The sequence below is a fragment of the Asaia sp. A2 genome, assembly GCF_057319415.1.
This window is the reverse complement of record NZ_JBXWTO010000007.1, coordinates 13,158-26,069: the sequence shown is the minus strand read 5'-3', so window position 1 is coordinate 26,069 and position 12,912 is coordinate 13,158. Positions and strand designations below refer to the sequence as shown.

Sequence of the window (12,912 nt, the reverse complement as noted above, 5' to 3'; positions counted from 1 at the left end):
CGCTCGATCCTTAAGGCTATTGCGCGACTCCAAGTCAGAATCTGAAGATCATGTCTTCGACTCTTCGGGAAGGTTCGAGATGATCCAGGACCGTGTGCGAATAATGATAGTTGTAGCCTGCGCGGCGGCCTCACTGCCTTATCCGGCTAGTGCGAAAGGCTTCTCGACCGTCCTGCCGCTTCAGTTCGATATGCCTGCCAGCAAGATGGTTCCGCCTCAAAATGGCCCTCTGGCGGGATCGGGGCACTGGGAGCCTGCGCCAATGCCACGCCCGATGGCGGCACCGCCTTTACGGCGCACCACGATTGGCAGGATCGTGGATTTCGGGCGGCAGTTTCTTCCTGCGGGGAATGGAGCACCGGGGCACGATCCGACAACAGGGACACCGATCGGTGCGTTTGGACCGGCCTATCAGGATGCCAGTCTGGTCGGCCACGGACGCGCTCCGCTGGGCGAGACAATAGGGCACTGACCGGAAGCCTGACGCGGGCCGCTTCTTCGTGCTGTCAGCAAGGATCATGGACAGAGCGCAGGCGCGAGGAACCCTGCGTGACTCTTTTTGGGTTCTGGGAAGTTTGAGGCGCCATCGTTCATGAGCCGGAGCCGGGGATGTGTCGGAGCATCCCTGCGGGATCACGACGTAAGTCGTGCATAGGGCCATGATATCAGCCAACGCACGCGGCGATCCATTCCCCAAGCCCGGATGGGCGCTTTTGTCTGATAAGAAGATAGGCTGTGGCTGACAAAACTGCCGGGTACAGCTTGCGGCCGCACTGTCCGCAGGGTGACTGCGCAAGAGTTCTGGGCGGTGTTGCCTCGGCTGAGGCAGTGAGCCTCCTGTCTCCAGCGCCTCAGGCGCTAAAGACAGGGACAGGCGTCGATATCAGCCTTCGATCTGTCCGAATTCGGCAATCTCGGTCAGTGTCTCGCCAATCTGGGCCAGAAGGCGCAGGCGGTTGAGGCGTCGAGCGGGCTCGGGATCATTGACCGTCACCTCGGCAAAGAACTGATCGAGGCTCGGGCGCAGGCCTGCTGCCACACGCATGGCATCGGCAAAGCGCTCTGCCACCAAGGCGTCGTGGATATCCTTGCGGGCGGCCGCAAGAGCGTGGCCCAGAGCGCGCTCCTCATCCTGCACATAGAGGGCCGCATCGGGCTCACCCTGATGCGGGCCGTCCTTGCGGTTCTCGATACGCAGGATATTGGCGGCGCGCTTGCTGGCAGCCAGCAGGTTGCGTCCGTCATCCGTGTCCACCATCTCGGCCAATGCCGAGGTGCGGGCCAGAAGACGTACGAGGTCGCCATCCAGTCCCCCTGCCAGTGTGGCGGCGAGCACGTCGTGGCGCTCGCCCTCGGTGCGAAGCTGCACGCGCAGGCGCTCGGCCAGGAAGCCGGGCAGGGCGGCAAGCTCGCCGCCCTCGCGCAGGCCTTCGGGCAGGTTCTGTGCGGCCTGTGCGATCAGCGCTGTCAGATCGAGGCGCAACTGGTTGTCGCGGATGATGCGGATGATCCCGAGCGCCGCGCGACGCAGCGCATAGGGGTCGCCAGAGCCGCTTGGCGTCTCGCCCATGGCGAAAAAGGCCGTCAGCAGGTCCAGACGGTCTGCCAGAGCCACGGCGACCGAAACAGGTGCGCGCGGCGTGTCGTCATTCAGGCCGCGCGGCATGTAATGCTCTGCCACCGCATCCGCAACCGCATCGCCTTCTTGGTCATGACGGGCGTAATACCCGCCCATGATGCCCTGAAGTTCGGGGAACTCGCCGACCATGCCGGTGGTCAGATCGGCCTTCGCCAGCAGCGCGGCACGCTTTGCGTGGTTCTGTGCGGCATCATCCAGCCCCATCGCCTGTGCCACGATACCGGCCAGCGTCACGATGCGCTGGACGCGCGCGCCCTGACTGCCAAGGCGGGCATGGAAGGTCACGGCATCGAGCGCCGCAACACGATCGGCCAGCGTCGTCTTGCGGTCGAGATCCCAGAAATGGCGGGCATCGGCAAAGCGTGCCCGCAGCACGCGCTCATTGCCTGCAATGGTCAGGGCGCCACCATCGGCAAAGTCCATATTCGCGATGAATGCGAAATGCGGTGCTGCCTTGCCGTCTGCCGTGCGCAGCGCAAAATAGCGCTGGTTGATACGCATCGAGACCTGCATCACTTCAGGCGGCAGGTCCATATAGGCATCGTCGATACGCCCGAGCAGGGCAACGGGCCATTCGGCCAGACCCGAAACTTCCTCGACCAGCTTGTCATCCTGCACAAGGGTCAGGCTGGCCCTCTCTGCCTGAGCCTGCAACCCGTCGCGAATGATCGACAGGCGCTGCGCCGGGTCGAGCACGACCTTGCGAGCGAACAGCTCGCTCCTGAGCTGCTCGAAGGATGTCACCTCGAACGCCTCCGGTGCCATGAAGCGATGGCCTTCGGTCTGCGTACCGGCCACGAGCCCGTGGGCATCATCGGTGTCGGTAGCGAGGCTGAAAGGCACCAGCTTGCCGTCAAGCAGGCAGATCACGCGGCGCAGGGGGCGTACCCAGGTGAAAGCGCTGCCCTGTCCCCAGCGCATCGATTTGGGCCAGGGGAAGCGCCAGAGCAGGCCGGGGATGGTCGCAGCGATCTGCTGGGCAGCGGTGATGGCTGGCAGCGTGCGATTGAGCACCCAGAAACCGTTTTCGAGCACGAGCGCATCGCGCTCGGCACCGTGCTTGCGCAGAAAACCGGCAAGCGCCTGTTCGGGCGCGCTCTCGCGCGGGCCGCGCTCGGACTGCGTCGTTTCGGCAATCTGATCGTTGATCTGTAGCGAGATGCCGATACGACGCGCGCCCCAGAAAGTCGTGACGTTTACGGGTGACAGGGGCGAAAGGGCCTCACTGACCAGACGGGCCAGATCTTGCCCCGCCGTTTCCTGCATACGGGCGGGAATTTCCTCGCAATCGAGAACGAGAAGGAATTCGGCCATTATTTCGACTCCTCGTCGCCAGCAAGCCAGGTTTCGCAGCACAGCTTCGCAAGATTGCGCACGCGACCGATGTAAGAGGCACGCTCCGAGACCGAGATCACACCGCGTGAGTCGAGCAGGTTGAACAGATGGCTGGCCTTGACGCACTGGTCATAGGCTGGCTGGGCGACGCCGGCTTCGGCCAGACGGACAGACTCTGCCTCGGCATCACGGAAGTGACGCATGAGCATTTCGGTATCGGCCAGCTCGAAATTGTGACGCGAGTAATCCTGCTCGGCGCGCAGGAAGACATCGCCGTATTTCAGGCCCTGACCGTTGAAGTCGAGGTCATAGACGTTTTCGACGCCCTGCACATACATGGCCAGACGCTCGAGCCCGTAGGTCAGCTCGGTTGAGGGAACAACGGTCGGGATGCCGCCGACCTGCTGGAAATAGGTGAACTGCGTGACTTCCATGCCATCGCACCAGACTTCCCAGCCCAGACCCCAGGCGCCGATGGTCGGGTTTTCCCAGTCATCTTCCACAAAGCGGATATCGTGCTTTTCCGGGTCGATCCCGATGGCGCGGTAGCTGTCGAGCAGCAGGCGTTGGCTGTCCTCGGGCGTTGGCTTGAGCAGCACCTGATACTGGTAATAATGCTGAAGACGGTTCGGGTTTTCGCCATAGCGGCCATCGGAAGGACGGCGGCAGGGCTGCACATAGGCGGCCTTCCACGGCTTGCGCCCCAATGCCCGCAAGGTGGTGTGCGGCGAGAGCGTGCCCGCGCCAAGCTCTATGTCATAGGGCTGGAGCAGGGCGCAGCCCTGTGCCGACCAGAACTGGTGCAGGCGCAGGATCAGATCCTGAAAGGAAAGGGGGCGTCCGCCGTTTTCGGGCAAGGGGGTCAAGGATCGAGGCTCCGGTCTTGTTCACTTGCCCTGTTCTACCCCGACAGCCCAAACAAGCCAATCGCAGGCACGGCATTCAATAGGCCTGGCCTTTGAGCCGGGCTCTTGCAACTCTTTCCGACCCAAACCACATTATACTCTGTTATCATTTTGACCGGATGGAGAGTCATCCCCATGAACCAGCAAGAGCGTGATCTTATTTCGCAGTTCGTTGCCCGCGTCGGCGGAGCGCCGAATAGCGGGTTTGGCGGCTCTCAGGCCCCGGCCAATCTGCCTCCGGTCGATCCCGAGGCGGATCGCTGGATTGCGGATAACTTCCAGAAATATCCCGAAGCCCGCTACCGCGTGACCCAGATGGCTGTGGTGCAGGAAGTGGCGTTGGCCGAAGCGCAGAACCGCATCCGTCAGCTTGAGTTCCAGTTGCAGCAGGCGCAGTCCCAGCTGCAACAGGCACAGCAGCAGCGTCCGCAGAGCGGTGGTGGTCTGTTTGGCGGTCTGTTTGGCGGCGGTAATCGCCAGCAGTCATCGGCACCGCCTCCGGGCTGGGGTGGTCAGCCCCAGCAAGGCTACGGTCAGCAGGGTTATGGCCAGCAGGGCTACGCCCCGCCGCCGCAGGCCAATCTGCCTCCGGGCTACTCGACCGGCATGTTCCAGCAGCGTGGGTCGGGCTTTCTCGGCTCGGCACTGACCACGGCCACCGGCGTTGCGGGCGGTATGCTGGCGGCCAACGCCATTGAAAGCCTGTTCTCGGGCCATCATGGCGGCGATGCTGCCGGGGGTTTTGGTGGTGGTGAAACCATTATCAACAACAATTACGGTGGCGCGGGTAACGATCCCTTTGCCGGAAGCGGTCAGGACGCCGGGCAGAATTACGACGCCAATGACTGGGGCAATAATGGCGGCGACAGCGGTGGAGACTGGGGTGGTGACAGCGGCGGTGGCTGGGGCGACGATTCCTTCTGAGCCCGTCGTCATGCCTTGATCCGAGCGGATCTTTGGGCTGTGCGGCCTCAATGTCATTCACGCCGCAGCGTCAGACCTACGGCTGATTTTTGGAAAACCCGGCCCTCACGCCGGGTTTTCTTTTGCGCGGTGCCAGATCGTGACAGGGTCGCGGGTCCATGTCAGGCCTCGGGGCATGATTTCTGGCTGCCCCGCCATCCGCGAGGAGAAACTCCCTAATGAGCCATCCTGTTTTCCGCCGTATCCTTCTGACCAATGATGACGGCATTGATGCACCCGGTCTGGCAGTCCTTCAGGATGTGGCAGCGAAGCTGTCGGATGATGTGTGGGTGGTTGCTCCGGCGCGGGATCAGAGCGGGATTTCGCATGCACTCAGCCTGCATGACCCGCTTCGAGTGCATCAGCATGGGCCAAGGCGCTTTGCCGTGGCCGGCACGCCGGGCGATTGCGTGGCCATCGCGGCACGGCATATCCTGCGCGACGCGGCCCCGAGCCTTGTCCTGTCCGGGGTCAATCGTGGGGCAAATCTGGGCGTCGAGACGGTGTTTTCCGGCACGGTGGGGGCGGCCATGACAGCCATGCTGCTCGGCCTGCCTGCCTTTGCGCTCAGTCAGGCCTTCAGTGACGGCAATAATGTGCCGTGGGAAACAGCCCGTAAACTGGCGCCGGATGTCATTGCCGCCTTCGCGCTCCTCGCGCTGCCGGAGCCCGCCTGCCTGAACATCAATTTTCCTGCCTGTCCCGCCAGCGAGGCAAAGGAGGCCGTGGTAACGACGCAGGGCCGCGGGCTCTTGCGTGATGTCGAGGTCGTGGCGCGCGAGGATATGCGCCGTGCGGCCTATCACTGGCTGCATCTCAAGCGCGATCATGAGAGTGACGCACCCGGTACGGAAACCCGTGCCATCGCCGAGAAACATGTGAGCGTGACGCCGCTTTCCTTCGGGCGGACAAACAGGGTGGTCCATGACTGGCTGATGGCACGGCCCCGCTAGCTGTCGGGAATTCTCCTCTGCTCGGTCAGATCGGGGGAGGGCAGGCGAAGGTCTCGCACTGGTCGCTACCGTATCATGTCATGACCTGATCCGGGCTCGCTGACGTTACGCGCTGCTTTCAGGGGGATGACGCAAGCCAGAGGCCTCAACCCGATCCGTTTCCCGGCGTTGCAATCGGTATCCAATACCGATTCATCCGATTGCACTGGAAACGACATGAGCGAAGATCTGCTGGACTGGACCGATGTTATGGCCCTGAATGACCTTCCGGAGGAGGTTATCACGCCCTTTACCATCGGCGACAAGGCGCTGGTTCTTTATCGCTCAGGCGATCAGATCCGGGCATTCGACGGAAAATGCCCGCATAAGGGGGCCCCGATGGAGCAGGGTGTGGCCTGCCGCTCGCTGCATGGCGATGTGCAGCTTGTCTGCCCCTGGCACAAGGCAAGTTTCTCGGCTGAGAGTGGTCGCCTGATCGAGCCGCCCGCTCTCGACCCGCTCAAACGCTACCCGGTGGAAATTCACGATGACCGCGTGCTTGTGGGCAAACAGCCCATGAGCCAGACGGCGCCAGCCCCCATGCGCGAGCACGAAGTCGTTGCCGTTATCGGGGCCGGGGCGGCGGCGATTGCGGCTGCGGTGACCCTGCGCGAGGAGGGCTTTGCCGGACGCGTGGTGCTGATCAGCCCTGAGCCCGACCTGCCTTACGACCGCACAGCGCTCAGCAAGATGGTGCTTGGCTCGGGTGAGGAAGGGGCCCCCCCTCCGGCCCTGCGCCCTGCTGAATGGTATGATTCGCACGAGATCGAGCGGCTGGTTGATCGGGCGGTCAAGGTCGATCTCGAAACCCGCCTGATCACGCTGGAGAAAGGCAATCCGTTCACGCCGGATCATATCCTGCTTGCCTCCGGCTCGCGCGCCCGCAAGCTGGATGTGCCCGGCGCCACGCTGGAAGGGGTGCATGGGCTGCGCTCTGCGCAGGACGCTCAGCAGATCATCGCGGCGGTGGACAAGAACACGAGTGTCGTCGTGATCGGCTCCGGCTTTATCGGCATGGAGGCGGCGGCGGCCTTGCGCAAGCGTGGGGCTGGCGTAACGGTGGTGTCGCAAAGCGAATTGCCATTCCAGAAGCAGCTTGGCGACAGCGTGGCAGGTGCCATGCGCAGCCTGCATGAGGAGAAAGGTGTCGCCTTTATCGCCTCGCGCAAGGTGGAGGCCATTGAGGGAGACAAGGCAGTCAGCGCTGTGACGCTGGATGACGGAAGCACCATCAGCGCCAATCTGGTTCTGGCCGGTATCGGTGCCAGCCCGGTGCTGGATTATCTGCCTGATTATGCCATCAACAATCAGGGCGGGCTCGATGTGGATGAGTCCATGCGGGTTGCCCCTCATGTCTATGCGGTGGGCGATATTGCCAGCATGGCGCATGACGGCCAGCGTTACCGCATCGAGCATTGGCGCACCGCGCAGTGTCAGGCGCGTATCGCGGCACGCACCATGCTGGGCCTGCCCGGGGGAGCATTGCCCGTGCCGTGGTTCTGGACGCAGCAATATGACCGCAAGATCGAATATCTTGGCTGGCCCCAGAGCTTCGACAGGGTCGAGATCGACGGCGAGGCGGATCGTTTCGATTTCACCGCACGTTATCTGAAGGGTGATAAAATTGTGGGTCTCGCCATGGCGGGACGTCCAAAAGAGATGGCGAAGGAAGCCGTCACCTTCGACGATGCTTGACAGACAAGGGGTGGAGCGGCTTCCTGCGCTTCATTCGCGGGGGGAACACCCCCGCAACCCCGTGGTTACGAATCAGGAAGACGCCCATGCACCTTTATCGCACGCATAGCTGTAGCGCCCTGCGCGAAAGCGACGCCGGCCAGACCGTCCGTCTGTCAGGCTGGGTTCACAGCAAGCGCGATCATGGTGGGCTTCTCTTCATCGACCTGCGCGATCAGACCGGCGTCACCCAGATTGTCATTCCTTCGGGGACGGATCTGCTGGAGACGGTAGAACGTCTGCGCGTCGAGAGCGTGATTACGGTTACGGGCGAAGTGGTGGCGCGTGAAGACGGCCAGCGCAACCCGCATCTCCCCACAGGTGCCATTGAACTGCGCGCCCGCGAGATCGAGGTTCGCTCCCATGCTGCCGTGCTGCCTTTTCAGGTGGCGGGCAACGAGAACTACCCCGAGGACCTGCGCCTCAAATATCGTTACCTCGACCTGCGCCGTGAGAAGATGGCGGCCAATATCCGCCTGCGTTCGGCAGTCATCGCTTCCATGCGCTCGCGCATGATCGGTCACGGCTTCACCGAATTCCAGACGCCCATCCTGACCGCATCCTCACCTGAGGGTGCACGCGACTTCCTCGTGCCTGCGCGCCTGCATCCCGGCAAGTTCTATGCGCTGCCGCAGGCACCGCAGCAGTTCAAGCAGCTGGCCATGGTGGCGGGGTTCGACCGCTATTTCCAGATCGCCCCTTGCTTCCGCGATGAAGCCTCACGCGCTGACCGCAGCCCCGGCGAGTTCTACCAGCTCGATTTCGAGATGGCGTTTGCCACGCAGGAAGACGTGTTTGCGGTTCTGGAAGACGTGCTGAGTGGCCTGTTTGCCGAGTTCGGCAAGGGCCGCAAGGTCGATACAGCGCCGTTCCGCCGTATTCCCTATGACGAGGCGATGCGTCTTTACGGCTCCGACAAGCCCGATCTGCGCAACCCGCTCCTGATCAGCACGATAACAGAAGCCTTTGCCAATTCCGGCTTTGGCCTGTTCGCCCGTATTGCGGCCAATGGCGGCGAAGTGCGCGCCATTCCGGCCCCCGGTGCCGGGACGCGTCCGCGTGGCTTCTTCGACAAGCTCAATAGCTGGGCGCGTGATGCCGGTGCGGGCGGTCTGGGCTACATCATCTTCGAGGAAGATGGCGGCAAGGGCCCGATTGCCAAGAATCTGGAAGCCGATCGCGTTGAGGCCATTCGTGAAGCCTGTGGCCTTAAGGCGGGCGATGCCGTGTTCTTTGCCGCAGGCGAAGGCGATGCCGTGGCCAAGTTCTCGGGTCAGGTGCGCACGCGCATCGCCCAGGAACTCGATCTGATCGAGCAGGACGCGTTCCGTTTCTGCTGGATTGTCGATTTCCCGATGTTCGAGCGCAATGAGGAGACGGGTCAGATCGACTTCTCGCACAACCCGTTCTCCATGCCGCAGGGCGGGCTTGAAGCGCTGAATTCGCAGGACCCGCTGACCATCAAGGCCTATCAGTACGATATCGTCTGCAACGGCATCGAGCTCTCTTCGGGCGCGATCCGTAACCATCTGCCGGAAGTCATGATCCGCGCCTTTGCCATTGCTGGCTATGGCGAAGATGTGGTCGAGGCGCGCTTTGGCGGCATGCTCAACGCCTTCCGTTATGGCGCCCCGCCTCATGGTGGCTCGGCACCTGGTGTGGACCGCATTGTCATGCTGCTCGCTGATGAGCCGAATATTCGTGAGGTTATCCTGTTCCCGCTCAACCAGAGCGGTGAGGACCTCATGATGGAAGCACCGGCGCCGGTTGAGCCCGCGCGCCTGAAGGAACTCTCGCTCGCCGTCCTGCCGCCCAAGCCCAAGGCTGCGGTCGTCAAGGAAGGGGGACAGAAGGAAGCCGATCAGAAGGACGGGGCTGCCTGAGACCCCCTCGGAGCAGAACCATGCAATTGAGCCGGGCAAAGGGAGTATCGTCTGCGATGCTCTGCCTTCGGGCTGTAGTCTTGAGAGGTGCCGGTACTTTGTCGGGTTTCTGGCTGGCCCTTCACGGTCTGGCTCCCCCGGCGCACGCGGCGCAAGTCCCGAAGGCCGCGCCAGCCTTGCTCGCCCATAAGGTGACCTACACGCTCGATCTCGCCCGTCTCAAGGCGGGGTCGCTGGCAACGGCGGGTGGCCAGGCCACTTACCAGATACATGATCTGTGCGATGCCTGGTCGGTCAGCCAGAAGCTCGATGTGCAGGTGACCGGTGCCGATGGCACGGTCTCGGCACTGAGTTATCAATCGGCAACGCTCGAGGACAAGAGGGGCCGGTCCTTCATTTTCCGGACGGTTCAGAGCCAGGATAATGAAACCACCAGCGAGACCGCCGGAGAGGCCAAACGCCAGCGCAATGGCAGTGTGGTGGTGCACTTTACCAAGCCAGAGGCCAAGGTCATGACCTTGCCGGCACGGGTCATCTTTCCCACGCAGTTCACGCTTCAATTGCTCGATGGCGCGCATAAGGGTGCTCTGCATCTGGCGCGCGATCTGTTCGACGGGGCTTCGACCGATGGCGCAACGCCGAGCTATGCCACGTTGGGGCGACTGGCGCAGGTAAAGCCCGATAGCCCCAAGGCGCTCTTTGACGGGCTCAGCGCCGTGCCGGTCTCGGTAGCGAGTTTTGGCATCGGCAACGCGGCGTTTTTGCCTGACTCGACGTATAGCGACCGTCTCTGGACGAACGGCGTCGAGGATAGGTTGCTGATCGATTTCGGTGATTATGTTCTGTCAGGCCAGATCGAGAGCCTGACAACCTTGCCAAGCCCGCACTGCCCCTGAAGTGAGCCCTCCGCTTTCGATTGACGGCCTTGCCGCCACCCGACCGGAGCGGGTCTAATCTTGGTCACGCCCCGGATGCGTTTTCGCGCGGGTGTGGCCAGTGCCGCGACAGCCGGAGGAGGGGAGTCCTGTAAAGGCCGTCGCGCTCTTCGTAAGCAACGGCCAACAGAGCCCTATATCAGGCCAGCGTCACAATCAGCGGGATGTGATCCGATGGTTGATCTATCGCCCGCTCATCACGATCGGGCGTGACCGATACCAGACGTTCGGCCAGTCTTGGCGACAGCAGTGCATGGTCGATGCGCAAACCGGCGTTTCGCTGGAAGGCAGCGTTCTGATAATCGAAGAACGTATAGTGCCGTCCCGTGGGTTTGAGCGCGCGCAGCGCATCTGTCAGCCCGAGCCAGAGCAGACGATGCCAGCCTGCGCGGCTCTCGGGACGCAGCAGGGCATCGCCCGGACTCAGGGCACCGGGGGCGAAATCCTCATCTGTGGGGCAAACATTGAAATCACCCGTGAACAGGAAATCGGCCTCCTCATCGCGCAGGGTTCTGGCCCGCTCGGCGAGTGCCGCGAAAAAGTCGAGCTTGGTCGCAAACCCTTCTGCCCCGCCCGAATTGCCGTTGGGCAAATAAAGATTGCCAATCGTCATGCCTGCCATGCGGATTTCGACATAGCGGGCAGCTTCATGGGCGAAGCCGGGGAGGCGCTCATGAACCACGTCGACAGGTTCGCGCGCCAGCATCGCGACGCCATTATAGCCTTTCTGCCCCACCACAACCGGGTGATATCCAGCCTCTGCAAAGCTTGCCGGAAAGAGATGCGTCTCGCATTTCAGTTCCTGCAGGCAGAGCAGATCCGGTTTGACGCGGTCGAGCCAGTCGAGCACGTGTTTCTCACGCTGGCGGATGGAATTGACGTTCCAGCTTGCGACAGTAAAGCTCATGCGAGGGAGAAGCTCGTGCCGCACCCGCAGGACGAGGTTGCGTTGGGATTGGCGACCGTAAAATGCGCTCCCATCAGCTTGTCCACGAATTGCAGCTGGGCCCCACCAAGCAGGTCGAGGCTGATAGGATCGACCAGAACCGTTGCGCCGTCCTGCTCGATCACCACATCATCATCCGCCCGGTCAGTGTCGAGCTTGAACTGATACTGAAAGCCATTACACCCCCCTGCCAGCACGGCCACACGCAGGGCCAGCCCGGCGGGCTCGTCCTGCTGTGAGATGATCTCGACAATCCGGGCAGCGGCACCGGGCGAGACCGAAAAGCTGCCCGCAAGGGCCGCGTCGGAAGGAGGCGTGGTCTGGCTCATGTTTTCCCATATAATGCGCCCGGCCATGCTCTTAAAGCGGGCAAAGTGGAGAGTGTGGATGATCAGTCAGGATGTCGCCCCCTATGCCGTGCGTCGCGAGACAGCGCGAGGCCGCCTGCACCCCGAGGAGGATGCGCCCACGCGCTCGCCCTGGCAGCGTGACCGCGATCGCGTCATTCATTCTGCGGGGTTTCGCACGCTGCAATACAAGACGCAGGTCTTCATCAATCACGAGGGTGATTTCTTTCGCACACGCCTGACTCATTCGCTTGAGGTGGCGCAGATTGCCCGCTCGATTGCCCGCCAGCTTCGTCTGGATGAGGATCTGACCGAGGCACTTGCTCTGGCGCATGATCTCGGCCATACGCCTTTCGGCCATGCGGGGGAGGATGCGCTGAAGGCCTGCATGCAGGATCATGGCGGGTTCGACCACAATACCCAGTCCCTGCGTCTCGTGACCCTGCTTGAGGGGCGCTATCACGCCTTTGACGGCCTTAACCTCACATGGGAAACGCTTGAGGGGCTGGCCAAGCATAATGGCCCGGTCAAACGCCCGACGCCCTATCTGCTGGAATATGATGCCCAGCATCACCTTGATTTCGCCAGCTATGCCTCTGCCGAGGCTCAGGTGGCGGCGCTGGCCGATGATATTGCCTATCATGGCCATGACCTCGATGACGGGTTGCGCGCAGGGCTGCTTCGCTTTGAGGATATCGCAAATCTGCCGATCGTGGGACCAGCGCTTGAGCGGGCGATGAGTGGCGCAAGGGCGACCGAGCGCTATGATCGCGAACGCCGGATACGCCATGAGACCATCAGACAGGTCATCAACGTGCTGGTGACCGATCTCACAATGCAGACAAGGGCCAATATCGAGGCGCTTCGGCCGGAATCGTCAGACGACATCCGGCAGGCCCCGGGGCCCGTGGTTGCCTTCAGCGAGCAGGTGGCGCTGGAGAACAAGGAAATCCGCAAGTTTCTCTATGCGCGCATGTATCGTCACTGGAAGGTGAAGCGCATGACCCGCAAGGCCCGCTTGGCGCTGGGCGAGATTTTCGGGATATTGGCAGAAGACCCAAGCCTGCTGCCCGATGGCTGGCGCGAAAAGGCACAGCAGGGCGATGAGAACGGGCGCAGACGTGTTGTGGCCGATTACATCGCAGGAATGACCGATCGATTTGCGATGGATGAACATCGACGGTTGACGGAACTCTCGATGCTGGGTTGATACAGGCAGCAGAATACACGTCA

11 protein-coding genes are annotated in these 12,912 nt (G+C 62.3%); 7 read left to right on the top strand and 4 right to left on the bottom strand.

What is annotated here, in order from left to right; translation table 11 throughout:
- Window positions 1-103 precede the first annotated feature (103 nt).
- Window positions 104-472 carry a hypothetical protein gene (locus ACWNRM_RS07475; protein ID WP_485170221.1) on the top strand — a complete coding sequence of 123 codons (369 nt, stop codon included), beginning with the start codon at window positions 104-106 and terminating at the stop codon, window positions 470-472.
- A 411-nt stretch (window positions 473-883) separates the two neighbouring features.
- Here ACWNRM_RS07475 and glyS read toward each other — a convergent pair whose 3' ends face one another.
- On the bottom strand, window positions 884-2,953 hold the full coding sequence (glyS, locus tag ACWNRM_RS07470) for a glycine--tRNA ligase subunit beta (protein ID WP_485170220.1): 2,070 nt from the start codon (window positions 2,951-2,953) through the stop codon (window positions 884-886).
- Window positions 2,953-3,840, bottom strand: a complete 888-nt coding sequence (locus tag ACWNRM_RS07465) for a glycine--tRNA ligase subunit alpha (RefSeq protein WP_485170219.1) — start codon at window positions 3,838-3,840, stop codon at window positions 2,953-2,955. Before ACWNRM_RS07465 ends, glyS begins: the two co-directional genes overlap by 1 nt.
- Window positions 3,841-4,014: 174 nt before the next feature.
- Here ACWNRM_RS07465 and ACWNRM_RS07460 point away from each other — a divergent pair, with 174 nt between their 5' ends.
- The 5 genes from ACWNRM_RS07460 to ACWNRM_RS07440 all read left to right on the top strand — a co-directional run bounded on the left by ACWNRM_RS07460 (window position 4,015) and on the right by ACWNRM_RS07440 (window position 10,347).
- Window positions 4,015-4,803, top strand: a complete 789-nt coding sequence (locus ACWNRM_RS07460) for a DUF2076 domain-containing protein (protein ID WP_485170218.1) — start codon at window positions 4,015-4,017, stop codon at window positions 4,801-4,803.
- A 218-nt stretch (window positions 4,804-5,021) separates the two neighbouring features.
- Window positions 5,022-5,795 carry a 5'/3'-nucleotidase SurE gene (surE, locus tag ACWNRM_RS07455; protein ID WP_485170217.1) on the top strand — a complete coding sequence of 258 codons (774 nt, stop codon included), beginning with the start codon at window positions 5,022-5,024 and terminating at the stop codon, window positions 5,793-5,795.
- A gap of 216 nt (window positions 5,796-6,011) precedes the next feature.
- A complete protein-coding gene (locus tag ACWNRM_RS07450; RefSeq protein WP_485170216.1) occupies window positions 6,012-7,529 on the top strand; it encodes an FAD-dependent oxidoreductase in 1,518 nt (505 codons plus the stop codon).
- An 86-nt stretch (window positions 7,530-7,615) separates the two neighbouring features.
- Window positions 7,616-9,451 carry an aspartate--tRNA ligase gene (gene aspS / locus ACWNRM_RS07445; protein ID WP_485170215.1) on the top strand — a complete coding sequence of 612 codons (1,836 nt, stop codon included), beginning with the start codon at window positions 7,616-7,618 and terminating at the stop codon, window positions 9,449-9,451.
- 98 nt (window positions 9,452-9,549) lie between these two features.
- Entirely contained in the window at window positions 9,550-10,347 is a 798-nt protein-coding gene (locus ACWNRM_RS07440; RefSeq protein ID WP_485170214.1) for an EipB family protein, read from the top strand.
- A gap of 178 nt (window positions 10,348-10,525) precedes the next feature.
- Here the strand turns inward: ACWNRM_RS07440 and xth are convergent, their stop codons facing one another.
- Window positions 10,526-11,293, bottom strand: coding sequence for an exodeoxyribonuclease III (gene xth / locus ACWNRM_RS07435; RefSeq protein ID WP_485170213.1), 768 nt, complete (start codon window positions 11,291-11,293; stop codon window positions 10,526-10,528).
- Window positions 11,290-11,661, bottom strand: coding sequence for an iron-sulfur cluster insertion protein ErpA (gene erpA / locus ACWNRM_RS07430; RefSeq protein WP_485170212.1), 372 nt, complete (start codon window positions 11,659-11,661; stop codon window positions 11,290-11,292). The genes xth and erpA overlap by 4 nt, the downstream gene beginning before the upstream one ends.
- Window positions 11,662-11,719: 58 nt before the next feature.
- Between erpA and ACWNRM_RS07425 the strand changes: the two genes are divergently transcribed.
- A complete protein-coding gene (locus tag ACWNRM_RS07425) occupies window positions 11,720-12,889 on the top strand; it encodes a deoxyguanosinetriphosphate triphosphohydrolase (RefSeq protein WP_062164197.1) in 1,170 nt (389 codons plus the stop codon).
- The last annotated feature ends 23 nt before the right edge of the window (window positions 12,890-12,912 follow it).

Coding starts and splice junctions, on each gene's coding strand:
- erpA (WP_485170212.1), bottom strand. CDS start 11,661: ATGAGCCAGACCACGCCTCCTTCCGACGCGGCCCTTGCGGGCAGCTTT.
- aspS (WP_485170215.1), top strand. CDS start 7,616: ATGCACCTTTATCGCACGCATAGCTGTAGCGCCCTGCGCGAAAGCGAC.
- surE (WP_485170217.1), top strand. CDS start 5,022: ATGAGCCATCCTGTTTTCCGCCGTATCCTTCTGACCAATGATGACGGC.
- glyS (WP_485170220.1), bottom strand. CDS start 2,953: ATGGCCGAATTCCTTCTCGTTCTCGATTGCGAGGAAATTCCCGCCCGT.
- ACWNRM_RS07450 (WP_485170216.1), top strand. CDS start 6,012: ATGAGCGAAGATCTGCTGGACTGGACCGATGTTATGGCCCTGAATGAC.
- ACWNRM_RS07425 (WP_062164197.1), top strand. CDS start 11,720: ATGATCAGTCAGGATGTCGCCCCCTATGCCGTGCGTCGCGAGACAGCG.
- ACWNRM_RS07475 (WP_485170221.1), top strand. CDS start 104: ATGATAGTTGTAGCCTGCGCGGCGGCCTCACTGCCTTATCCGGCTAGT.
- ACWNRM_RS07460 (WP_485170218.1), top strand. CDS start 4,015: ATGAACCAGCAAGAGCGTGATCTTATTTCGCAGTTCGTTGCCCGCGTC.
- xth (WP_485170213.1), bottom strand. CDS start 11,293: ATGAGCTTTACTGTCGCAAGCTGGAACGTCAATTCCATCCGCCAGCGT.